The 22,500-nt window shown below is 56.8% G+C and carries 22 protein-coding genes; 21 read left to right on the top strand and 1 reads right to left on the bottom strand.

From position 1 onward, the window contains the following. The first annotated feature begins 162 nt into the window (after positions 1–162). The 20 genes from B1748_RS10140 (at position 163) to spoVM (ending at position 21,597) form a co-directional block, all read left to right on the top strand. The gene (locus tag B1748_RS10140; protein ID WP_087567772.1) at positions 163–2,949 is read left to right on the top strand and encodes a calcium-translocating P-type ATPase, SERCA-type; all 2,787 of its coding nucleotides are present in this window, start codon (positions 163–165) and stop codon (positions 2,947–2,949) included. A gap of 134 nt (positions 2,950–3,083) precedes the next feature. Then, positions 3,084–3,926: a diaminopimelate epimerase gene (gene dapF, locus B1748_RS10145; protein WP_087567773.1), complete on the top strand. Its 843-nt coding sequence runs from the start codon at positions 3,084–3,086 to the stop codon at positions 3,924–3,926. Beyond that, positions 3,923–5,803 carry a bifunctional homocysteine S-methyltransferase/methylenetetrahydrofolate reductase gene (locus B1748_RS10150; protein WP_087567774.1) on the top strand — a complete coding sequence of 627 codons (1,881 nt, stop codon included), beginning with the start codon at positions 3,923–3,925 and terminating at the stop codon, positions 5,801–5,803. The genes dapF and B1748_RS10150 overlap by 4 nt, the downstream gene beginning before the upstream one ends. 206 nt (positions 5,804–6,009) lie before the next feature. After that, entirely contained in the window at positions 6,010–6,270 is a 261-nt protein-coding gene (remA, locus tag B1748_RS10155; RefSeq protein WP_005548256.1) for an extracellular matrix/biofilm regulator RemA, read from the top strand. A 21-nt stretch (positions 6,271–6,291) separates the two neighbouring features. Beyond that, on the top strand, positions 6,292–6,903 hold the full coding sequence (gene gmk / locus B1748_RS10160; protein ID WP_087567775.1) for a guanylate kinase: 612 nt from the start codon (positions 6,292–6,294) through the stop codon (positions 6,901–6,903). A gap of 16 nt (positions 6,904–6,919) precedes the next feature. Then, positions 6,920–7,129, top strand: coding sequence for a DNA-directed RNA polymerase subunit omega (rpoZ, locus tag B1748_RS10165; protein ID WP_087567776.1), 210 nt, complete (start codon positions 6,920–6,922; stop codon positions 7,127–7,129). A 294-nt stretch (positions 7,130–7,423) separates the two neighbouring features. Next, the gene (locus B1748_RS10170) at positions 7,424–7,858 is read left to right on the top strand and encodes a DUF6157 family protein (RefSeq protein ID WP_087567868.1); all 435 of its coding nucleotides are present in this window, start codon (positions 7,424–7,426) and stop codon (positions 7,856–7,858) included. Positions 7,859–8,034: 176 nt separating this feature from the next. After that, positions 8,035–8,559: a YfiT family bacillithiol transferase gene (locus B1748_RS10175; RefSeq protein ID WP_087567777.1), complete on the top strand. Its 525-nt coding sequence runs from the start codon at positions 8,035–8,037 to the stop codon at positions 8,557–8,559. Positions 8,560–8,629: 70 nt separating this feature from the next. After that, positions 8,630–9,847 (top strand): bifunctional phosphopantothenoylcysteine decarboxylase/phosphopantothenate--cysteine ligase CoaBC, encoded by a 1,218-nt coding sequence (gene coaBC, locus B1748_RS10180; protein ID WP_087567778.1) that lies wholly within the window; start codon positions 8,630–8,632, stop codon positions 9,845–9,847. Next, entirely contained in the window at positions 9,844–12,357 is a 2,514-nt protein-coding gene (gene priA / locus B1748_RS10185) for a primosomal protein N' (protein ID WP_087567779.1), read from the top strand. Before coaBC ends, priA begins: the two co-directional genes overlap by 4 nt. Positions 12,358–12,406: 49 nt before the next feature. Further along, entirely contained in the window at positions 12,407–12,892 is a 486-nt protein-coding gene (gene def, locus B1748_RS10190; protein ID WP_087567780.1) for a peptide deformylase, read from the top strand. Positions 12,893–12,895: 3 nt separating this feature from the next. After that, positions 12,896–13,858 carry a methionyl-tRNA formyltransferase gene (gene fmt / locus B1748_RS10195; RefSeq protein ID WP_087567781.1) on the top strand — a complete coding sequence of 321 codons (963 nt, stop codon included), beginning with the start codon at positions 12,896–12,898 and terminating at the stop codon, positions 13,856–13,858. After that, positions 13,855–15,420 carry a 16S rRNA (cytosine(967)-C(5))-methyltransferase RsmB gene (gene rsmB / locus B1748_RS10200; RefSeq protein ID WP_087567782.1) on the top strand — a complete coding sequence of 522 codons (1,566 nt, stop codon included), beginning with the start codon at positions 13,855–13,857 and terminating at the stop codon, positions 15,418–15,420. The genes fmt and rsmB overlap by 4 nt, the downstream gene beginning before the upstream one ends. Before the next feature lie 110 nt (positions 15,421–15,530). Then, the gene (gene rlmN / locus B1748_RS10205; RefSeq protein WP_087567783.1) at positions 15,531–16,577 is read left to right on the top strand and encodes a dual-specificity RNA methyltransferase RlmN; all 1,047 of its coding nucleotides are present in this window, start codon (positions 15,531–15,533) and stop codon (positions 16,575–16,577) included. A gap of 6 nt (positions 16,578–16,583) precedes the next feature. Then, a complete protein-coding gene (locus B1748_RS10210; protein WP_087567784.1) occupies positions 16,584–17,354 on the top strand; it encodes a Stp1/IreP family PP2C-type Ser/Thr phosphatase in 771 nt (256 codons plus the stop codon). After that, on the top strand, positions 17,351–19,483 hold the full coding sequence (gene pknB, locus B1748_RS10215; protein ID WP_087567785.1) for a Stk1 family PASTA domain-containing Ser/Thr kinase: 2,133 nt from the start codon (positions 17,351–17,353) through the stop codon (positions 19,481–19,483). Before B1748_RS10210 ends, pknB begins: the two co-directional genes overlap by 4 nt. Then, positions 19,446–20,414, top strand: coding sequence for a ribosome small subunit-dependent GTPase A (gene rsgA, locus B1748_RS10220; RefSeq protein ID WP_087567869.1), 969 nt, complete (start codon positions 19,446–19,448; stop codon positions 20,412–20,414). Before pknB ends, rsgA begins: the two co-directional genes overlap by 38 nt. Before the next feature lie 5 nt (positions 20,415–20,419). Then, positions 20,420–21,064, top strand: a complete 645-nt coding sequence (gene rpe, locus B1748_RS10225) for a ribulose-phosphate 3-epimerase (RefSeq protein WP_087567786.1) — start codon at positions 20,420–20,422, stop codon at positions 21,062–21,064. 12 nt (positions 21,065–21,076) lie between these two features. Beyond that, positions 21,077–21,343, top strand: coding sequence for a hypothetical protein (locus B1748_RS10230; protein WP_246608618.1), 267 nt, complete (start codon positions 21,077–21,079; stop codon positions 21,341–21,343). A gap of 173 nt (positions 21,344–21,516) precedes the next feature. Continuing rightward, positions 21,517–21,597 carry a stage V sporulation protein SpoVM gene (gene spoVM, locus B1748_RS10235; protein WP_040711006.1) on the top strand — a complete coding sequence of 27 codons (81 nt, stop codon included), beginning with the start codon at positions 21,517–21,519 and terminating at the stop codon, positions 21,595–21,597. 107 nt (positions 21,598–21,704) lie between these two features. Here spoVM and rpmB read toward each other — a convergent pair whose 3' ends face one another. After that, positions 21,705–21,893, bottom strand: coding sequence for a 50S ribosomal protein L28 (rpmB, locus tag B1748_RS10240; RefSeq protein WP_068683988.1), 189 nt, complete (start codon positions 21,891–21,893; stop codon positions 21,705–21,707). 213 nt (positions 21,894–22,106) lie between these two features. On the opposite strand from rpmB, the gene B1748_RS10245 reads away from it, so the two are divergent. Beyond that, positions 22,107–22,466: an Asp23/Gls24 family envelope stress response protein gene (locus tag B1748_RS10245; protein ID WP_087567787.1), complete on the top strand. Its 360-nt coding sequence runs from the start codon at positions 22,107–22,109 to the stop codon at positions 22,464–22,466. The last annotated feature ends 34 nt before the right edge of the window (positions 22,467–22,500 follow it).

A 22,500-nucleotide genomic window follows, 5' to 3' on the forward strand; every position in this document is an offset into this window, starting at 1 on the left:
ATTTTACGGGCTGTCCGAATACATTTGTCCTAAGCGGTTGTTCACAATAATTCTCGGATTGAAGCGCGCTGCGCCGCCAAGGACGGCGACAGCCGTTTCACCTTGGGACATGCTCGGGGCGGCTGACTGCTGGACCGGCAACAAACGGGAGGGAGTCGTGCAATGGAACAGTTGAAATGGCATCAATACGGCGTAAACGATTTGACCGAGCGGCTGGGCAGCTCGCTGCAAGAAGGGCTTAAGCCTTCCGCAGCGGCGGAGCGGCTGGAGGAAAATGGCGCGAACGAGCTGACAGAAGGGAAGCGGGTTCCGCCGATTCTGTTGCTCCTGAACCAATTCAAGGACTTTATGGTGCTGATCCTGATGGGAGCCACGCTGATCTCCGGACTGCTCGGCGAATATCTGGACGCCATTACGATTATTGCTATTATCGTTATTAACGCAGTGCTCGGTTTCGTGCAGGAATTCCGCGCGGAGCGTTCTCTTCGCGCGCTCAAAGAGCTGTCGGCTCCCTCGGCCAAGGTGCTGCGCGGAGGCGAGCTGATTACGATAGCGGCACGCGAGCTGGTTGCCGGCGACATTGTTTATCTGGAAAGCGGGGATCGCGTTCCTGCGGATGTGCGCCTGATCGAAACGAACAGCTGTTACGCGGAGGAATCCGCATTAACCGGGGAATCGGTTCCCGTCGGCAAATACGCCGCTCCGATACCCGACGGCGATCTGCCGTTAGGCGATCAACGGAATATCGGCTTTATGGGGACGATGCTTACGCGAGGCACAGCTAAGGGCATCGTCGTTCGAACGGGCATGGAGACGGAGATGGGCAAGATCGCGGGTCTCATTCAATCGACGGAATCTATGGAGACGCCGTTGCAGCATCGTTTGGAGCAGCTGGGCAAGCTGCTAATCATGGTCGCGATCGGGCTTACGATCATGGTCGTCGTCGCCGGCATCCTGCACGGGCAACCCGCATACGGCATGTTCCTCGCGGGGGTTAGCCTGGCGGTGGCCGCCATCCCGGAAGGGCTGCCCGCAATCGTCACAATCGCTTTGGCGCTTGGCGTGCAGCGCATGATCAAGCGGAAGGCGATCGTTCGCAAACTGCCTTCCGTGGAGACGCTCGGGTGCGCGTCCGTCATTTGCTCCGACAAGACGGGCACGCTGACGCAGAACAAGATGACCGTTACCAACGTGTGGCTTAGCGACCGCAGGCTGGAAGTGAGCGGAGAAGGATATGACCCCACCGGGGCGATCTATGAGAACGGAAAGGCGATTGATCCGAAACACGATCTTCATCTGAAGCGGCTTCTTCAGGTGGGGGCGCTTTGCAACAACGCGCAGGTCGAACGGGTAGAGGAGCCCTCAGGCAAGCGGCGCAGAGGGGCGGCCCCGGAGCCTGCCTCCGAGTGGCGCCTCAAGGGCGACCCCACGGAAGGGGCTTTGGCGGTGCTCGCCGCGAAGCTGGGATCCTCCGCGAAATCGCTGGAGACGCTATATCAGCGCGTGAAGGAGTTCCCCTTCGACTCCGAGCGCAAGCGGATGTCCGTCATTGTCTCTCATCAAGGAGGCAGGCTCATTTGTACGAAAGGCGCTCCGGACGTGCTGATGGAGCATTGCTCCTACGTGTTGTGGGATGGCAAGGTCGTTCCGTTTACGTCGACGCTCAAGCGCAAGTGCGCCGAAGCTGGCGAAGCCATGGCGGGTTCCGCGCTTCGTGTGCTGGGCCTTGCGTACAAGGATGTCCGTCCGGCAGAAAAGGTCGAGACGGAGGACGATGCGGAGCAAGGTCTTGTCTTTATCGGTCTTGCGGGAATGATCGACCCGCCTCGCCGGGAGGTAAAGGACGCTATCGCGACTTGCCGCAGAGCGGGCATCAAAACCGTCATGATCACGGGCGACCATCAGTTGACGGCGGAGGCGATCGCGGGCCAGCTCGGCATTATGTCTCGCGGCGCCGTATCGGTGACGGGCAAGCAGCTGGAAGAGATGACCGACGAGGAGTTGGAGAAGCGCGCCGATGACATCAGCGTCTATGCCCGCGTCTCGCCGGAGCATAAGCTGAGAATCGTGAAGGCGCTGCAGCGAAGGGGACATACGGTAGCCATGACGGGCGACGGCGTTAACGATGCCCCTGCCATCAAGGCAGCCGATATCGGTATCGCGATGGGCATTACGGGAACGGATGTTTCGAAGGAAGCATCGGCGCTCGTGCTCAGCGACGACAACTTCTCGACGATAGTCGCCGCCATAGAGGAAGGCCGAGGGATCTACGAGAATATTCGCAAGTTCATTCGATATCTCCTTGCCTCTAATGTAGGCGAAATCATGGTCATGTTCCTGGCCATGATGGCGGGTCTGCCATTGCCGCTGGTGCCGATCCAGATTTTATGGGTCAACCTCGTCACGGACGGATTGCCCGCGATGGCGCTTGGCGTCGACCAGGCAGAGAAAGATCTCATGCAACAGAAGCCTCGCCAGGCCAAGGAAAATATTTTCGCCCGGAGGCTGGGATGGAAAATTATTAGCCGGGGCATTCTGATCGGCCTCTGCACGCTCGGCGCCTTCTGGATTACGTTAGTCGCGGAAGGGAACGATCCGCAAGGCTTGATGACGGCTCAGACAGTCGCGTTCGCCACGCTAGTTATGGCGCAGCTCATCCATGTGTTCGACTGCAGAAGCTCAAGGTCCATCTTCCACCGCAATCCGTTCCAGAACAAATACCTGGTGCTCGCGGTTCTGTCGTCTTTGCTGCTCATGGTCGGCGTGCTGTATATCGAAGCGTTGCAGCCCATCTTCAAGACGGTGCCGATCGGCTTCCGCGAATGGTGTCTCGTCTTCGTAGCGGCAGGCATTCCGACGTTCATTATGGGCATCGGCAGCGTGCTTGGCAAGACGAAACGCAAGCCGGCGGGCAAGTGGCCGCTTGGTCCCCAGACGGTATCGCGCTAATCCTCACCGAGGATTTGTGCAAATGTTGATGTAAAAAGTGAATAGCCTTTCTCCACCTTTTGCGGTATGCTAGTAGGAATGAGTAATAGAGAGATCATCCATACTAGCAGCTGTTGCAAGGGAGAGAACGATAGATGAATTTCACGAAAATGCATGGCTTGGGCAATGACTTTATAATAGTAGACGGCGAGCGTCAGCTGCCGGACAATGCGTCCGAGCTGGCGCTTGACGTCTGCGATCGGTTCTTCGGCATCGGCGCCGACGGTCTTGTCTATATTCTTCCATCCGAGAAGGCGGACTTCCGCATGCGCATCATCAACTCCGACGGTTCGGAAGCGGAGCAATGCGGCAACGCGATTCGCTGCGTGGCGAAGTACGTCTACGATAACGGATTGACGAACCGCGAAGAAATTACGGTCGAGACGTTGGGCGCCGGCGTGCAGAAGGTTCAGCTCGCAGTAGAGGGCGGCAAAGCGGTAAGCGTGCGCGTCGATATGGGCGAGCCGATTTTGGAAGGGCTTAAAGTGCCGACGACAATCGATGCGGAGCGTGTTATCGAACATCCCATCGAAGTGGACGGCCGGACGTTCTCGTTTACGGCGGTATCTATGGGCAATCCGCATTGCGTTATCTATGTGGACGACGCCGCAAACTTCGACCTGGATACCTGGGGACCGAAGCTGGAAAAACATCCGATGTTCCCCCGCAAGATCAACGTGGAATTCGTAACGGTTAATTCCCGTTCGCAAGCCGACATGCGCGTCTGGGAACGCGGCGCGGGTCCGACGCTTGCTTGCGGCACCGGCGCTTGCGCGACTCTCGTCGCATCCGTGCTCACGGGCGCGACAGACCGTACCGCTACGATATCTCTCAAAGGCGGCGATTTGTTTATCGAGTGGAACGAAGCCGACAATCATGTCTATATGACCGGACCTGCCGCGGAAGTATTCCGCGGGTCCTTGGAGGTGTCCCGATGAGCGGCGCGTTGGCAGCAAAACTTAGTCTGAGAGAGGCGCTCGCAGAGCGCATCCTGACCGGGGACGGGGCGATAGGAACCTATCTGTACCAGATGGGGTTTCCGGTTGGCGTTTCCTATGAGGAATTCAATGTATTGAAGCCGGATGTCATTGAGAACGTACACCGGCAGTATTACGAAGCTGGCGCGCGCGTTATCGAGACGAACACGTTTTCCGCGAACTCCGTCAAGCTGTCGAAGTACGGATTGGAGAGCGAGATGGAAGCGATCAACCGTGCCGGCGTCCGAATCGCGCGGGCCGCGGTTGGTCCGGATGCCTACGTTGTAGGCGCAATCGGCTCCATCCGGGACGGCAAGCTAAAGAACTTGCGGACTTCACTCGTCGCGGATGCCTACGAGCAACAGATGAAGGCGCTGCTCGAAGAGGGAGTCGACGGATTGCTTCTGGAGACCTTCTACGACCTTGCGGAGATGAAGCTAGCCATGTCGATTGCCCGCAAGCTTACCGATATCGCGGTCATCTGCCAATTCGCGGTCGAGGACGTCGGGCGAACGCTGGATGGCGTCGCGCTGTCCGATGCATTCAGCGAGCTTAAGGAGATGGGAGCCGACGTGATCGGCTTTAACTGCCGCAGCGGCCCGAACGGGATTATGCGCGCCATCGATTCCATTGGCGAGAGACCTGAGGATGTGCCCATGTCGGTCTATCCCAATGCCGGAATACCCGACTACGTCGATGGTAAATATGCGTATTCGGCCGGACCGGAATATTTTGCGGAGAGCGCAAAGCGCTTCGCAGATCGCGGTGCCCGCATTATCGGCGGATGCTGCGGAACAACGCCCGAGCATGTAGCCGCAATGGCTGCTGCTCTTGCCGGATACGTGCCTGCGGCGCCTGGCGCGAATCAGGCGGAGTCAGCATCAATATCCGTCACGGAAACCCTTGCGGGAGGCACTGGCGAGGGGGATAGGGATGAGACTCCCAACATCGTGGATCTTGTAAAGCAGCGCCACACGGTCATCGTAGAGCTGGATCCGCCTCGCGATCTCGATATCAGCAAGTTCATGACGGGGGCAGCGGCTCTTAAGGAGATCAAAGCGGACGCGATTACGATGGCGGACAACTCGCTCGCCGTTACGCGCATGAGCAATCTGGCGCTGGCCGCGCTGCTTAAGGAACGAGTGGACATTCGCCCGCTCGTCCATATCGCTTGCCGGGATCGCAACCTGATCGGAACGCAGTCCCACATGATGGGTCTGGATGCGCTTGGCATCGACCATGTTCTGGCCGTGACGGGAGATCCGGCGCGATTCGGCGATTTGCCGGATTCCAGCTCCGTGTACGACCTGACCTCGTTCGAGATGATCCGAATGATCAAGCAGTTGAACGACGGCATTGCTTTCTCCGGCAAGCCGCTTAAGCAGCGCGCGAAGTTCGTTGTAGGGGCGGCGTTCAACCCGAACGTCAAACATCTAGACAAGGCTGTGCAGCGCCTGGAACGCAAGATTGCTTCCGGAGCCGATTACATCATGACGCAGCCGGTTTATGATCCCGAACTGATCGTGCGTATCGCGGAATCCACAAAACATCTGGATGTGCCGGTATTCATCGGCATTATGCCGCTTGCCAACGGAAGAAATGCCGAATATCTTCATAATGAAGTGCCGGGCATTCAGCTGTCCGACGAGGTGCGGAGCCGGATGGCCGGATTGGAAGGCGAGGCAGGCCGCGCGGAAGGCGTTCGGATCGCGAAGGAGCTGCTCGATGCGGCGCTCCCTCACTTTAATGGCATTTATCTCATAACGCCGTTTATGTTCTACGATATGGCCGTGCAATTGACGGAATATGTTTGGCAGAATACGAAGCAACTTAGCTAATCCTCATGTTATTTACGCCGCGCGGCTATTTTCTGCTTGTTCGCGCGGCGAAAATCAATTAAAATAGGGCGTACAGTTGGAACAGCGCAATGGAAACGTATGCTCCATCCTTTTTTTGTCAACAATAAAGCAATGATTCTGTTCATTTTAAGATTGGCAGCGCAAAGTGCGCATGGGATGATCGTAAGCGCGGAGGGGGACCTGGCTTGGCTATTAAGCTCATTAATATCGGATTCGGCAACATTGTATCCGCAAATCGCATTATTTCCATTGTTAGTCCGGAGTCGGCGCCGATCAAACGGATCATTCAAGAGGCTCGCGACAGGCATATGTTGATTGACGCCACATACGGTCGTCGGACGCGCGCGGTCATTATTACGGACAGCGATCATGTTATTTTATCAGCGGTTCAGCCGGAAACGGTTGCGCATCGCTTATCCACCAAGGATGACGATAACGACGAATAGTTACGGGGAGCTATGGAACAAATGGGATTGTTAATAGTTTTGTCCGGTCCTGCCGGAGTGGGGAAGGGCACGGTATGTACCGCGCTGCGGAGCAGAATGCCGGAGATCGTGTATTCCGTGTCGGCAACAACGAGGCAGCCCAGACAGGGCGAGGTTGACGGTATCAACTATTTCTTTAAGACGCGAGAGCAGTTCCAGGATATGATTGCGCGCGACGCGCTTTTGGAACATGCGGAATACGTAGGCAATTATTACGGCACGCCGCGCGATTTCGTAGACAAGACGCTTGCCGGCGGCAAGGACGTCATTCTCGAGATCGAGGTTCAGGGCGCGCTGAAAGTGAAAGACAAGTTCCCGGAAGCCATTTTTATTTTTTTGCTGCCTCCATCCTTGGACGAGCTGAAGCAGCGCATTACCGGACGGGGCACGGAAACGCAGGATATCATCAACACGCGGATGAACGTGGCCGTGGAGGAGATGAGTTTGCTGCAGCATTATGATTATGCCGTCATTAACGACGAGATTGACGCCGCCTGCGACCGTATTCGAAGCATTATCATTGCGGAGCATTGCCGCAGAGATCGATTTTTACCGTATGTGTCGGGTATGAAAACTGCAATCGAGAAAGCTTGAGTGAGGAGAATCAGCCATGTTATATCCATCCATTGACGAAATGGTCAAGAAGGTCGACAGCAAATATACGCTGGTCGTCGCCGCTTCCAGAAGAGCGCGCATGCTGCGCAACGGCGAGAAGTCGGAATTGCTGAGTCCGCGTTCCCACAAATTCGTGGGCGTCGCCCTCGAAGAAATTTACGGAGACATTATTCAAGTGGAGAAAGTCGCGACGAAGGAAGATTAATTAAATACTTTTCAACGGAAGGAGAGACCTCGCGACTGGAGCTCTCCTTTTTTTGTAGCTGGAAGCGACTGTAATATTATATTTCCATTGAAATACAAGTTCAAAAAGTTCGGTTTTCAGTACCAAGAAGATTGAATGAAGCTAGAAACTGAGTAGCGGAGCGTAGTGGAAGCTACGTGAGCAACGGAAGGTTCGGCTGAATTCAATATTCGACGTCGAGTAAGCTACTAGGATTACTTCGTAATGGGAAGCGGACTTTTTGAACTACCTATCGAAGAAGGGCGGTTGCAAACGATGGAACGACATTGGAGCAACATGTTTGTGCGCGTCTCGGACGACTGTCCTGCCGAGACAGGCGTGATCCCGCCGCAAAAGCGGGCGGAGAAGTCGGCGCATCTTATCCAATATGAGCTGTTATCGGAAAATCCTTACTGTTATACGTTTGAAGAACAGCTATTCGAGGTACATATTCGTCATAAAGCGCTGCTCGGGACATTATCCGAGGTCGAGCTCGAAGAAGAACGTGCGGCGCTACTGGCGAAAAGCCATCCTTGCATGAGAGCGTCGATGCTGCCCAAGAAATTCGGCTGGGGCGTGCATTACAACGACGAGGGCAAAATTGCGTTGTATGGCAAGGAAACGGAAAAATATCAGAACCTGCTCAAAGCGGGGGAAGCCGGCGAATTGGAACTTCAAGCCGGCATGCGAAGCAGCAGGGCGAAGGGTTAAAGCAACCGTAGGTTTGTTCGTGTGCAACTTCATCTTGCCCGATATTTTTTGCATTACGATATGTTATGATAGGAGAATGACTCGCCGCTTGCGGCCGCACGCAATTGTCGGGCCGAGACTTCGGCTGATGCCGTCAGAAGACGGCGCTTGAAAGCATATACTTGGGAGGGATTTGCATGGAGCAATTGCGTTATCCAATCGGACGTTATCTATTCGAAGGCATGAATAATGCACAGCGAGACAAGTGGATTGCCGAGGTCGAAGCTTTGCCGGGGCAACTGCGGGCCGCTCTGGACGGACTGGACGACGGGCAGCTTGACACCCCCTACCGAACGGGAGGGTGGACGGTTCGCCAAGTGACCCATCATCTCGCGGACGCAGGCATGAATTGCTTTACACGCTTCAAGCTGGCGCTGACAGAGAACAATCCAACCATCAAACCATTCGAAGAAGCTCCCTGGTCCCAGCTGCCGGATGTGTTGAAAGCGCCGCCTGAAGTCAGCTTGACTATTATCGACGGACTATACGCCCGTTGGTCGCTGCTATTGCGTTCGATGGAAAGGGAGCATTTTGAGAAGGAATTTTACCATCCCGAACGGGGCATGCAAATGAAGCTGTCGTACTTCCTGGGATTCGTTGCCTGGCATGGTCGTCATCATTTGGCTCATATTACGAATTTGCGCGAACGGTTGGAATGGTAATAGACGATATATAGCAACGCATCAGCCGCGCCAAAGAAGCGCGGCTGACGCTTGGAATAGGAGTGGCATCATGTTGCAAGGTAAAAGAATAGTGCTCGGCATTACGGGCGGCATCGCCGCTTACAAGGGAGCGGCATTATGCAGCAAGCTGGTGCAGGCGGGCGCGGAGGTGCACGTCATTATGACGGAATCCGCGACGAAATTTATTACGCCGCTGACGCTGCAGACTCTCTCGCGCCATGTCGTACATATCGATACATTTGACGAACGCGATCCATCCGTTGTTTCCCATATCCATCTGGCTGATCACGCCGATCTGATCATTGTCGCACCGGCGACGGCGAATGTCATCGCGAAGCTGGCAGGCGGCCATGCGGACGACATGCTCAGCACGACGCTGCTAGCCGCGACCTGTCCGATTGTGATAGCGCCGGCCATGAATGTTCATATGTACGAGCATCCCGCCGTCGTGATCAATATGGAATTGCTTGCCGAAAGAGGCGCGATGTTCGTAGAACCTGGAACGGGGCAGCTTGCCTGCGGATACGTAGCGAAGGGAAGACTCGCGGAGCCGGAGGATATCGTCGCGGCCGTTCAGGCTTGGTTCGCCCGAGGCAAGACGCTCAGCGGCAAAAAGGTGCTGGTGACGGCTGGCGGCACGATCGAACGTCTGGATCCCGTACGATATCTGACCAATGATTCTTCGGGCAAAATGGGTTTTGCGCTTGCCGAAGCGGCAGCGCTTCTTGGAGCCGAAGTGACGGTCGTTGCTGGCAGGACGACGGCGTTTCCGCCGGGTGGCGTCCGGATCGTCCGCGCGGAATCCGCGGGGGAGATGCTGGAGACGGTGCTTAACTTGTACGATGAGATGGATATCGTCATCAAAGCGGCCGCAGTAGCGGATTACCGCCCTGTGCATACCTATGAGCATAAGCTTAAGAAGACGGGAGAGCGTCTCGTGCTTGAGCTGGAACGGACGACCGATATTCTGCAGACGCTGGGCGAGCGGAAGCGCCATCAGCTGCTGGTAGGATTCGCGGCAGAGACGGGGAATCTTGAAACTTATGCGCTGGATAAGCTCAATCGCAAGAAATGCGATCTGATCGTCGCCAATGATGTCAGCTCCGAAGACGCGGGCTTCAACGTGGATACGAACGCCGTGCGAATCTACGGTCCGGAAGGACTTGTGGAGGATGTGCCTTTATTATCCAAAAGAGAGACCGCCGCTCGCATAATGGATGTCGTCGTACGCCGCATGAAAACGTCAGGCGGAGGTTCCGCCTCATGATCGCCAGAGTCATTGTCGATGTGCCGAGCCGCCAGACGGATCGGCCTTTTGATTATTCCGTGCCGGACGGGATGGCGGAGTGGATTGAAGTCGGCAGCCGGGTCGGCGTACCGTTTGGCGGAAGAGTGCTCCAAGGTTTCGTTATCGCGATTGCGGCCGAGGCCGAGGTCGACCGTTCCCGTCTTAAGCCCGTCGCCGAGCTGCTAGACGCGCTCCCTCCGCTGCTGCCGGACATGATTGAATTGTCGCGATGGCTTAGCGAGAAGTATTGCTGCTCCTGGACGCAAGCTCTCCAGGCGATGATCCCCGCCGCGCTAAAGGGCAAGGAAGAGCGGTTTGTCGGCTGGTCTCAGGATGAGGATGCCGGAGACGGCCTTCCTTCCGAGCTTGCGGATTGGCTGGATGCCGCGTCGGGCAAAGTGAAGCTGGAGACGCTGCTGACGAAGTTTCCTCAGCACACCCGAGTCGTAAAGGAGGCGCTGAGGAGCGGCGCTCTTGTCCAGCAATCGGTTATCAAGGACCGTCTGTCCGTGCGCAAAGTGCTGACGGTATTTCTGGAGGCTGCGCCCGAAGACGCCGCTGCGGCGCTTTCGGACATTCCGAAGCGGGCGGCGAAGCAGCGCGACGCTTTGGCATTTATGCTGGAGCACGGCGGTCCGATCGCTCTGCAGGCGCTTGTCGCCGGGGCAGGTGTAACGCCGGCGAGCGTGAAGGCATTGGCGGACAAGGGAGTGCTTGCGCTGCGAGAGGTCGAGCGGGAGCGGGATCCTTACGCTCATCGGTCATTCGCGAGAACATCGCCGCTGCCGCTGACGGAGGGACAACAGGAGGTTTTCGGCGCTATCTCCGCCGCATTGGAAGCGGGGGAGGCTCACACCATGCTGCTGCACGGCGTGACGGGCAGCGGCAAGACGGAGGTTTACCTGCAGAGCATTCAGCTTTGTCTCTCGCAAGAGCGCCAGGCGATCGTGCTCGTACCGGAAATTTCGTTGACGCCCCAGATGGTAGAGCGGTTTAAGAGCCGGTTCGGCGACGCCGTCGCCGTGCTGCACAGCCGTCTGTCGAGCGGCGAGCGGTTCGACGAATGGCGCAAAATCCGCAGCGGCCGCGCGGAAGTGGCCATCGGCGCCCGTTCCGCGATATTCGCGCCGTTTGAACGAATCGGATTGATCATTATCGACGAGGAGCACGAGTCTTCCTATAAGCAAGAGGAGAGCCCGAAATACCATGCGAGAGATGTCGCCGTGCGAAGAGCCCGGCAGCATGGGGCCGCCGTCGTGCTGGGCTCGGCCACGCCTTCGCTGGAATCGTACGCGGCCGCCAGCCGTGGAGCGGGCCGCCCCGGGGCAACTGCTGCAGGCGGGGGAACCGGCGGGCCGCCTTCGCTGCTTCCCATGCCGGACCGCGTCGGGGGCAGGCCGATGCCTGAGGTTTCGGTCGTCGATATGCGCGAGGAACTCAGGGACGGCAATCGGTCGATGTTCAGCCGGCCGCTCCACGCGGCGCTGCTCGAGCGGCTGGAGCGGGGAGAGCAGTCGGTGCTGCTCCTTAACCGGAGAGGATATTCGACGTTCGTGATGTGCCGATCCTGCGGCTTTACTTCGACCTGTCCGCATTGCGACATCTCTCTAACGTATCATCAAAAGTCGAGGGTATTGCGCTGCCATTATTGCGGTCACGCAGAGGGAGCGCCATCAAAATGTCCTTCCTGCGAGAGCGAGCATATTCGTTATTTCGGCACGGGAACACAGCGCGTGGAGGAAGAGCTGGCCAAGCTGTTTCCCGGCATCAGGGTCATCAGGATGGACGTGGATACGACATCGGAGAAACACGCACACGAAAAATTGCTGGGCCAGTTCGGCGAACGCAAGGCGGATGTACTGCTTGGGACGCAGATGGTGGCCAAAGGGCTGGATTTCCCCTTCGTAACGTTAGTAGGCGTTATCGCGGCCGACACTTCGCTGCATCTGCCCGATTTCCGCGCCGCGGAACGCACGTTCCAACTGTTGACGCAGGTGGCGGGCCGGGCCGGGCGGCATGAGCTGAAGGGCGAGGTCATCGTCCAGAGCTACGCGCCTGAGCATTATGCCATCACAACGGCGCAGAAGCATGACTATGACGCCTTCCTGCGGGAGGAACTCCGCCACCGGGCGGTCATGGCTTACCCGCCGTATTGCCGGCTCGTGCTGGTTACAATGTCGCACGAGCAGCTCGCGCTGCTCTCATCGACCAGCGAAGCTTTCGCGGCCGAATTGCGCGGTCTTGCCGAGCATGAGGGGCTGCTCGTGCCGCTCGCGTCGGGTTTGCCCAGAGCGCTTGAGGTGCTGGGTCCGGTCGCCTCTTCCATTCCGAGAATGAAAGATCGCTACCGTTTTCAATGTGTGGTAAAATATCGGGGAAGCATCGACGTCTCCGCCCTTATACGAAGAGCGCTAGCTTCTTTCGAGGAGGCGCCGCCGCAGCGGAGAGTCCTGTTCAGCGTCGATGTAGATCCGCAAGTCATTTTATAAGTTTTTAGGCAATGAAAGAGACTATAGGATTAGAAAAGGATGATATGAAATGGGCATCAGATTAATCGTAAAGGACCCGGACCCGGTATTGCGCGAGGTCGCGAAGGAAGTGACGAAGTTCAATCCAAACCTAAAGAAACTGCTCAAGGACATGGCCGAGACGATGTACGACGCCGAAGGCGTCGGTCTTGCCGCGCCGCAGATCGGCATATCCAAGCGGGTCATCGTCGTGGATGTGGGAGACGAGAACGGACTTGTCGAGATGGTTAATCCCGTCATCGTCGAGCAAGAGGGGGAGCAGCTTGGTCCCGAGGGCTGCCTCAGCATTCCGAACCTGAACGGAGAAGTCCGCCGCGCCGAACGGATAGTCGTACAAGGACAGAACAGCGACGGGGATTCCATCACGGTCAATGCTTCCGGTTACTTCGCGCGCGCGTTCCAGCATGAGATCGACCACCTGAACGGCGTACTGTTTACGGATCTCGCCGAGAGCGTCTATGATATTTCCGACAGACCGAGAAAAGGCGGCGAATAATCGATGCGTATTGTATTTATGGGGACGCCGGACTTCGCCGTCCCTTCTCTGCGTTTGCTCGTAGACGGCGGTTACGACATCGCGGCTGTCGTTACCCAGCCGGATCGTCCCAAGGGTCGCAAAAAAACGTTGACGCCGCCCCCCGTCAAGGAAGCGGCGCTGGAGCTTGGGCTGCCGGTGCTGCAGCCGGAGCGGATGCGCAGCCCGGAAGCCGTAGAAGTCATCCGGGAGCTTGCTCCGGAGCTCATCGTGACGGCCGCTTACGGTCAAATTTTGCCCAAGGCGGTACTGGACATTCCGCGTCTTGGCTGCATTAATGTGCATGGCTCGCTGCTGCCCAAGTATCGCGGCGGCGCTCCGATTCAGCGTTCTATCATAAATGGAGAGAGTTCGACCGGCGTAACGATTATGTACATGGCCGAAGGTCTGGATACCGGAGACATGATCAGCGTGGTGGAGCTGCCGATAACGGATGAGGACACGTCGGGCACGATGTTCGAGAAGCTGAGCCTGGCCGGCGCGGAGCTGCTTGGCGAGACGCTGCCGTCGATCATCGACGGGACGGCGAAAGCCGTGCCTCAGAACGATGCGGAAGCGACCTACGCCCCCAATCTGACGCGAGACGACGAACGTATGGATTGGAGCCGTTCCGCCCGAGAGCTGTTCAATCAAGTGAGAGGGCTCTCGCCGATGGCCGGCGCGTTCACGTTCCTCGGAGGAGAAGTGTTTAAGGTGCGGGCTTGCGAGGTTGCCTCCGGCAAACATGCCGCCTCCGGCGTCTCCGCCCAACCCGGAACGGTCGTTGAGGCAGGACCGGACGGAATTGTCGTGGCAGCCGGCGAAGGCAAGCTGCTTCTCACGGAGATCCAGCCCGCAGGCAAACGCGCGATGAACGCCGCAGAGTGGCTGAAAGGCGCGCGGCTTGAGCCCGGAACGGTATTCGGCGACGAAGGAGGCTCGTTATGAGCGGCAGAGAAGGTGATCGGCGCGCGCAGCCGACCGGAACCGGCAAATCGGCCGCAAGGAGCGCAGGCAGCGCGGGCGGCCGCCCCAAAGGCGGTCAAGGCGCCAAGACGGGCAAGCCGGGCGGACAGCGCGGGGCACAAGCGCAAACGCGAAGCCATGCCGGCCGGACCGGCGCTGCTCCCGCTTCTCGCCGTCAGGTCACGCCTCGCGAGATTGCCCTGGATATACTCACCAAAGTCGCGGGAAGCGGCGCGTACAGCAATCTGCAGCTTAAGCGAGCTCTGCAGGACTCCGAGCTGTCGAGGCCTGACGCCGCGCTTGCGACGGAGCTGGTCTACGGCACGATAGGGCGGCAGGCGACGCTGGATCATTGGCTTGACAAGTTCGTCGCCAAGGGTGTGGCCAAGCTACAGCCCTGGGTGCATCAGCTTCTGAGACTTAGCGCCTATCAGCTGCTTTATCTGGATCGCATTCCGCCCCACGCGGCGGTTAACGAAGCCGTCTCTATCGCAAAGCGCCGAGGCCATGCAGGCATATCCGGCATGGTAAACGGCGTGCTGCGAAGCATGGATCGCGGCCGCTCCGAGCTGACGCCGTCCCGCATTAAACTGGACGATCCCATCGCGACGATCGCGCTGCGCCACTCCTATCCGGAGTGGCTCGTCCGCCGCTGGGCGGACGCATACGGATACGAAGTTGCCGAGAGCATCTGCGAGGCGGGCAATCGTTCTCCGCATGCCAGCATCCGCGTCAACCCGCTGCAAGGAAGCCGGGAAGAGCTTCTGGCAGAGCTAGGCGAAGCAGGACTGGAAGCGAAACCTTCCGCGGTTGCGCCGGCCGGTATAGTCGTGGAATCCGGGGGCCATCTGGCAGATATGGCCGGCTTCCTATCGGGACGCTGGTCGCTCCAGGACGAGAGCTCCATGTTAGTCGCCGAGGTGGTAAATCCCCGCGCGGGCATGAAGGTGCTGGATTGCTGCGCGGCGCCAGGAGGCAAGAGCGCGCATCTGGCGGAGCTGATGGAAGGCAAGGGCAAGATATGGGCCAATGATCTGCATGCGCACAAGCGCGAGCTGATCGTACAGCAGACGGAGCGGCTCAAGCTTCGCAACGTCGAAGCCATCACCGGCGACGCCTCGACGCTCGGCGAGCGTTTCGCTCCGGAATCCATGGACGCGGTGCTGCTGGACGCGCCATGTTCGGGCTTCGGCGTCATCCGGCGCAAGCCGGAGATCAAGTGGACGAAGACCGAAGGCGACATCGCGGAGATTTGCGCCGTGCAGCGCAGGCTGCTGGAGTCTGTCTGCGGCCTGGTCAAGCCTGGCGGCACGCTCGTCTACAGCACTTGCACGATGGAGCGGGCGGAGAACGAGGAGCAAGTCGCCGCGTTTCTGAAAGACCATGCCGAATTCCAATTGGATCCCGAATGGCCGGAGGAGCTGCTGGCGACGTTTCGCGAAGCGGGACTCATTGAGGGCTCCTTCGAGGGGCAGCTGCAGTTGCTGCCGCAGCATTACGGAAGCGACGGCTTCTTTATCGCGCGCATGTCGAGAGTCCGTTGATGGCTTGGCTTGGGCGTTTGTGGTAAAATAAATCGACGACGGCGACAGGCCGGGAACCGGAGCTCCCGAAAATTAATGCCGTCTACTTTGCAGATACAGGTGTGATGAAAATGAAACCCATTATTTATGACTATACGCTGGAAGACTTGAAGGATTGGATGAAGGAGAACGGCGAGCCCGCTTTCCGCGGCGATCAGCTGTTCGATTGGATCTATGTAAAGCGCGTAAAGAGCTTCGAGGAGATGTCCAACCTGCCCAAGGCGCTGCGCGACAAACTGGAGGCCGAGTTCCAGTTTATTACGCTTACCGAAATTACGAAGTTCGAGTCCAAGGACGGCACGGTTAAATTTCTGTTCGGTTTGCACGACGCACATGCGATCGAGACGGTTATTATGCGTCACAACTATGGCAACAGCATTTGCGTGACCACTCAGGTCGGCTGCCGGATCGGTTGTACGTTCTGCGCCTCTACGCTCGGCGGACTAAAGCGCAACTTAACCGCTGGCGAGATCGTGGCTCAGGTCGTCACGGCCCAGCAGATGCTGGACGCTACGGGCGAGCGCGTCTCCAGCATCGTGATTATGGGCTCCGGCGAGCCTTTCGAGAACTACGAAGCAACGATGACGTTTCTGCGCCTCATGATTCATGAGAAAGGGCTCAACATCGGTCAGCGACATATTACCGTATCGACAAGCGGGATCGTGCCAAGCATGTACAAGTTCGCGGATGAGAATACGCAGATCAATCTGGCGCTGTCCATCCATGCGCCTAACGACAAGCTCCGCTCAAAGCTGATGCCGGTCAACCGCCGTTTTCCGTTCGAAGACGTTATGGAGGCCTGCCGCTATTACATCGCGAAGACCGGTCGCCGGATTACGTTCGAATACGCTTTGATTGGAGGCGTTAACGATCAGGCGGAGCATGCGCAAGAGCTGGCCGACGTGCTTAAGGATCTGCTCTGTCACGTTAATCTTATCCCGGTTAATCACGTGCCCGAACGCAATTACGTCCGGACGCCGCGCGAGGATATTTTCGAATTCCAGCGCATTCTGGACCGCAACGGCATCAACGTGACGATCAGACGGGAGCAGGGTCATGACATTGCGGCGGCATGCGGACAGCTGCGTGCCAAACATATGGAGTCTACGACGAGGTGATGAGCGTTGTTAACGGCAACTCTTAGTAATATCGGACGAGTGCGCCAGGTGAACGAAGACCAATGCTGGGTAGGCGCGCTCGGCGGCGGCATCGCGATTGCCATGGTGGCAGACGGGATGGGCGGTCATCAAGCCGGCGATGTGGCCAGCCAGACGGCCGTCGATACGTTCCGCGGCGCCTTCGAGCAGCATGCAGACAAGGCGTCCCTATCGGCAGCGGAGGGCAAGATGCTGATTCGCCAGGCGATTGCGGAGGCAAACGAGACGATCTATGCGATGGCATCGCGCAACGAACGATATCATAATATGGGAACTACGGTCGTTGCAGTCTTGATGTTGCCGGGTACGGCCGTCATCGGCCATGTAGGGGACAGCCGCGCTTATCGTATAGGAGGGAACGGCATGGAGCAGCTCACGATGGATCATTCGTTAGTGAATGAGCTCGTGAAGTCTGGCCAACTGAGCGCCGAGGAAGCCGTTCATCATCCGCGCCGTAATGTGCTGACAAGGGCAATCGGCACCGATCCCGAGGTGGAGATCGACGTCCAGTCGATCGAATGGTATCCGGAAGACGTGCTGCTGCTATGCAGCGACGGCTTGACGAACATGGTCAGTGAGGGGCAGATCGCCGAGGTGGTGGCGGATCCATCGCAGGAACTGGAAGCGAAGGCGGATCATCTCATTCAGCTGGCGCTTGAAGGCGGAGGAGACGACAATATTACGGTCGTGCTTCTGCAAGAGCAGCGCACTGGCGAAGCGAGAGGAGCGAGTGCATGATCGGACATGATTTGGCAGGACGTTACGAAATCATAACCCGCGTAGGCGGGGGCGGCATGGCGCTGGTATACAAAGCGCACGACGTGTTGCTCAACCGCTATGTCGCGGTTAAAGTACTGAGGCAGCAATTCGTGGGCGATGAAGAATTCATTCGCCGGTTTCGCCGCGAGGCGCAGTCGGCTGCGGCATTATCGCACCCGAATGTTGTCAGCATCTACGATGTAGGTCAGGAAGACGATATCCACTACATCGTCATGGAGTATATCGAAGGAAGCAATCTGAACGAGATTATTCAGGAGAGAGCGCCGCTCCAGACGGACGAAGCGGTGCGCATCGCCATGCAGATCTGCGACGCGCTGGATCATGCGCATCAAAATCATATTATCCATAGAGACATCAAGCCTCATAATATACTTATCGGGAACAACGGCAGAGTCAAGGTAACGGACTTCGGCATCGCCCGCGCGGTGACCTCGTCGACCATTACGCAAACGGGCTCCGTTATCGGATCGGTCCATTATTTCTCTCCCGAGCATGCCAAGGGCATTAATACCGGCGAGAAGTCCGATCTGTATTCCCTGGGGATCGTTTTGTATCAGATGCTGACGGCCAAACTTCCGTTTTTTGGAGAAAGTCCCATCAGCGTAGCGCTCAAACATCTTCAGGAGCCGTTCGAGGAGCCGCGCGTCGTCAACCCGCACATTCCTCAGAGCGTTGAGAATGTTATTTTGAAGTCGATGCGCAAAAACCCGGTAGAACGTTACGGCTCCGCCCACGAGATGTTCCTTGATCTTGATACCTGCTTGCGGCCGGATCGTCTAAACGAACCGCGCGCCGAGTTTACGGTTAATCATGATCTGGAGGAGACGAGGGTTATGCCGGCCATTCGCGGAAGCGTAGCTGCTGCGTCGTCGGATACAGCCGTGCGCAGCGAGTCCAAGGCGACCGTCAGCGATACGACGAGCGTGAATTGGCAGGAGGAGGAGAAACGGCCGAAAGGCTGGAAGAAACCTTTGCTGGTGGTGGGCATTACTTTGCTGCTCCTCGCGTTGCTGCTCCTGGGCTTCCGATGGGTGCTGGGCCAGTTGGATCCCGGAGAGGCCGAAGTGCCATATGTTATCGGGAAGCCGGTAGAGGAAGCTCGTGCGATGATTGCCGAGAAGGGACTTAGGGTCAAGGAACCTATCATACGGGAATTCAATAAGGATATTCCGAAGGATGTGGTAATCGAACAATCCAAGAAAAACATTTCAGTCAAAAAGAATTCATTTATCGAACTGACCGTTAGCGACGGACCCGAATTAAAAGTGCTGAAATCCTATGTCAACCAAAAGCTGCAGGCCGCCAAGGATGAGCTGATCGCCTTGGGCATTACGGAAGACCGCATCAAGGTGACGGAAGAACACAGCGAGGAAGAGGCCGGCACGATTCTGGAGCAAACGCCGGATGAGGGCGCGGAGTTCAATCCCGAAACGGCAGAGGTGTCGTTCGTCGTTAGCATGGGCCGAGAGACGGTGCTAATGGAGGACCTTGCCGATATGCGCCTCAAGGACGCCAGAAGCTGGCTGAAATCCAAGGAGCTTGTATTCGAAGAGTCCGATACCATTTACGAGGCTAGTTATTTGCATGAGAAAGATCATGTCATCAAAGTAGAAAACTACAATCCCGGTGATCAAGTTCCGAAAGGGACCAAGATCGTTTTGCGCGTCAGCTCCGGGCCGCCGGCGGATTCCAAAACGTACCAATTCAACGTTCGGATATCCCCCGCGCAATCGGGCAAATCAAGCGAAGTGAAAATCATGTATTCCGACGCTACGGGCGAGAATATCGAAGGCGTCAAACGGACGATCAACAGTACCGTCGATATTCCAGTAACCGTTATTCTGTCGCCCGACACGGTAGCGCGAGTGACGGTCATGCGCGACAATCAATTCATGGATACGGTGGAAATCCACTACGACGAAATCGGAACAGGCAACGATTCGCCGAACCTGAACATACCAGGCTCGGAAGCAACGGAGCCGCCGCAAACGGAAGCTCCGGGAGACGATCAGGAAGTGCAAGCGGAGGTAGATAACAGCAATGGCGAAAATGGAACGGAAGGCGAAGAAAACTCCGGAGGACAATAGGGAGCCCGTTGTAGCCGGCGACAGTCGAGAAGGCAGAATCGTCAAAGCGTTAAGCGGCTACTATTACGTGAAGGACGACGAGAACGACTCCGGAGACACCGTGCAATGCAGGGCGAGAGGCGTGTTCAAGAAACGCGGCCTCAGCCCGCTGGTCGGAGACCGCGTTGCCTACGTCTTGACGGAAAACGGCGAAGGAACGGTCACGGAGCTGCGCGAGCGTTCCTCCGAGCTCATACGTCCGCCCGTGGCCAACATCGATGTAGCCATCCTCGTCTTTTCCGTGACGGAGCCTGCGCTTAACCTTCAATTGCTGGATAAGTTTCTCGTTCATATCGAGCATGCCGGCATCCCGGCGGTTTTGTGCCTGAGCAAGCGGGATCTGGAAGCCGAGGGAGAAATGACGGAGGAGGCCGCGGAAGCGGCTTCTTCCGTTCAGCGCATCTATCGGAAGCTGGGCTACGAGGTGTTCGGGACAAGCTCCCGCAAGCATTCCGGCATCGAGGAGCTGCAAGCAAGACTCCGGGGGCATCTTGCCGTATTCGCAGGGCAATCCGGAGTTGGCAAATCTTCGCTCCTTAACGCGATCGTGCCGGGGCTGACGCTGGAAACCAACGAAATAAGCAATCGGTTGGGGCGCGGCAAACATACAACTCGCCATGTGGAGCTTGTAGACATCGGCGGCGGTTACGTCGCGGATACGCCGGGCTTTAGCCAGCTTGACTTCGGCGAGCTTGGCATCGAAGATCTTGGCTACTGTTTCGTGGAGATGCGAGAGCTGTCCCCTTCCTGCAAGTTCCGGGGCTGCACGCATGTCCACGAACCGGGCTGCGCGGTGCTGTCGGCGCTGGAGGATGGAGACATCGAGCGGAGTCGTTACGATAACTACTTGTTGTTTCTGGAGGAAATGAAAGATATTAAACGGAGGTACTAACGAACATGACGATTATCGCTCCTTCCATTTTATCGGCTGATTTCTCGAGGCTCGGCGAGGAGATCGCGGCTGCAGAGGCGGCCGGCGGGGATTGGATTCACGTGGATGTAATGGACGGGCACTTCGTACCGAATCTGACGTTCGGACCGCCCGTCATCGCCGCAGTGCGCTCCACCACTACGCTGCCGTTCGATGTCCATCTCATGATCGAACGGCCGGAGCTGTCGCTCCACGATTACATCGCTGCCGGGGCCGATCGCATCACGGTTCATGCGGAGACCTGTACGCATCTGCACCGCACCGTTCACTCCATTAAGGAGAAAGGACTGCCCGCGGGCGTCGCCCTTAATCCCGGCACTCCTGTCTCTCTTCTGGAGCCTGTCATTCACGACCTGGATCTGGTGCTTATTATGACGGTAAATCCGGGGTTCGGCGGCCAATCGTTCATTCCGTATTCTCTCGTTAAGCTGCGCCAAGTGAAATCGATGCTCACGGAGCGAGGACTCGAAGGCGTACACGTGCAAGTAGACGGCGGCATTAACGCGGAGACGGCTCCGCTCGTGCGCGAGGCGGGCGCGAACGTGCTGGTGGCCGGCAACGCCGTATTCGCCCAGCAAGACCGCGCTGCCGCAATCGCGGCGCTGCGCTAGGGAGGGACAAGGTTGAAGGATTCTGTACGTACGAGCTTCTGGGTCATCTTGTATTCGTTTTTGGCCGGCGTTTCGCTTGCTTTGTTCGCGAATATTCCCGATCTGATCAAATACGTTTTTTCCTTGCTGGCGCTTTATATCGGCATCCGTTTTTTTCGCCGGTTCGAGACGGTCGGCTTGCGTGTCGCCTTTATTGTACTTGCCATCGTATTCTACTTTCTCGCAGCGTTATGTTACGCCATGTATGTGTACATCAAGGACAACCCTATCCCGGCTTAATCGGCCGATGCGACAAATAACCGCTCCCGTTCTATCGGGAGCGGTTGCTTGCGTTTGCGGCGATTGCCAGGCTTCGGTTGGAATAGGACATGGAATATTCGCATAGGATGGTTACATGAGCGCGGGATAGGTCACGGATCAATTTCATGAGCGTGTCTGAGGAGGGATGAGGCATGAAATTCTATACAATAAAACTGCCGAAATTTCTGGGCGGATTTGTCAAAGCGATTTTGAATACGTTCCAAAAAAGTTAATGCCGATGCAGCGCGCAGCCTGGTCCATTCAACCAAGATATGAGGGAAAAGCGAAAAATAAAAGCACCTGAGCGCTCAGGTGCTTTTGTCTATGGCGCGAGCCATGATTATACGCGAGTAACTTTACCGGATTTCAACGCGCGAGCGCTGACATAAACGCGCTTAGGCTTGCCGTCTACAAGAATGCGCACCTTCTGCACATTGACGCCCCAAGAACGACGTGTCTTGTTGTTCGCGTGGGAAACGTTATTGCCTTGACGCGGCGATTTGCCAGTGAGATAACATTTGCGGGACATGACTACACCTCCTTAACATTTTGCCAGAGACAAAATCAACTTCGAGAGACCACTCTTATTAAACACACTCGAATATCGTATCATAAACTTCCATTCCGTTCAAGCCAAATCTATAGGTTCATGGGGGAATTGTTGTACGGACTTCAATATCACGTTTGTTTATAGTACAATGGTTCTTAGTCCATAATAGATAACAGTAAGGAGTGAATTTCCATGTCACTGCAGCTAAGCACCGAACTAGGTTCCGTTCATGTTACCGATCATTGCATTGCCGTTTTGGCCGGCTCGGCGGCTATGGATTGTTATGGACTTGTAGGAATGGCTTCGCGCAAAGGACTCAAAGACGGGATCGCGGAGTTGCTTGGACGGGAGAATATGTCCCGCGGCGTTGAAGTGCGGCGCGAGAATGACGGACTGCATATCGACCTCCATATTATCGTAAGCTACGGAACGAAGATTTCCGAAGTGGCGCACAACATTCAATCCAAGGTGAAGTACGTCCTGAATAATGTCATTGGCTTACAGGTGAATGAAGTCCATATATTTGTACAAGACGTAAGGGTATCCAGGTAGCGGGAAGGGGAATTTTCATTGGGTAAGCGCTCTA

Source organism: Paenibacillus sp. MY03 (assembly GCF_002165585.1).
GTDB lineage: Bacteria > Bacillota > Bacilli > Paenibacillales > Paenibacillaceae > Pristimantibacillus > Pristimantibacillus agaridevorans.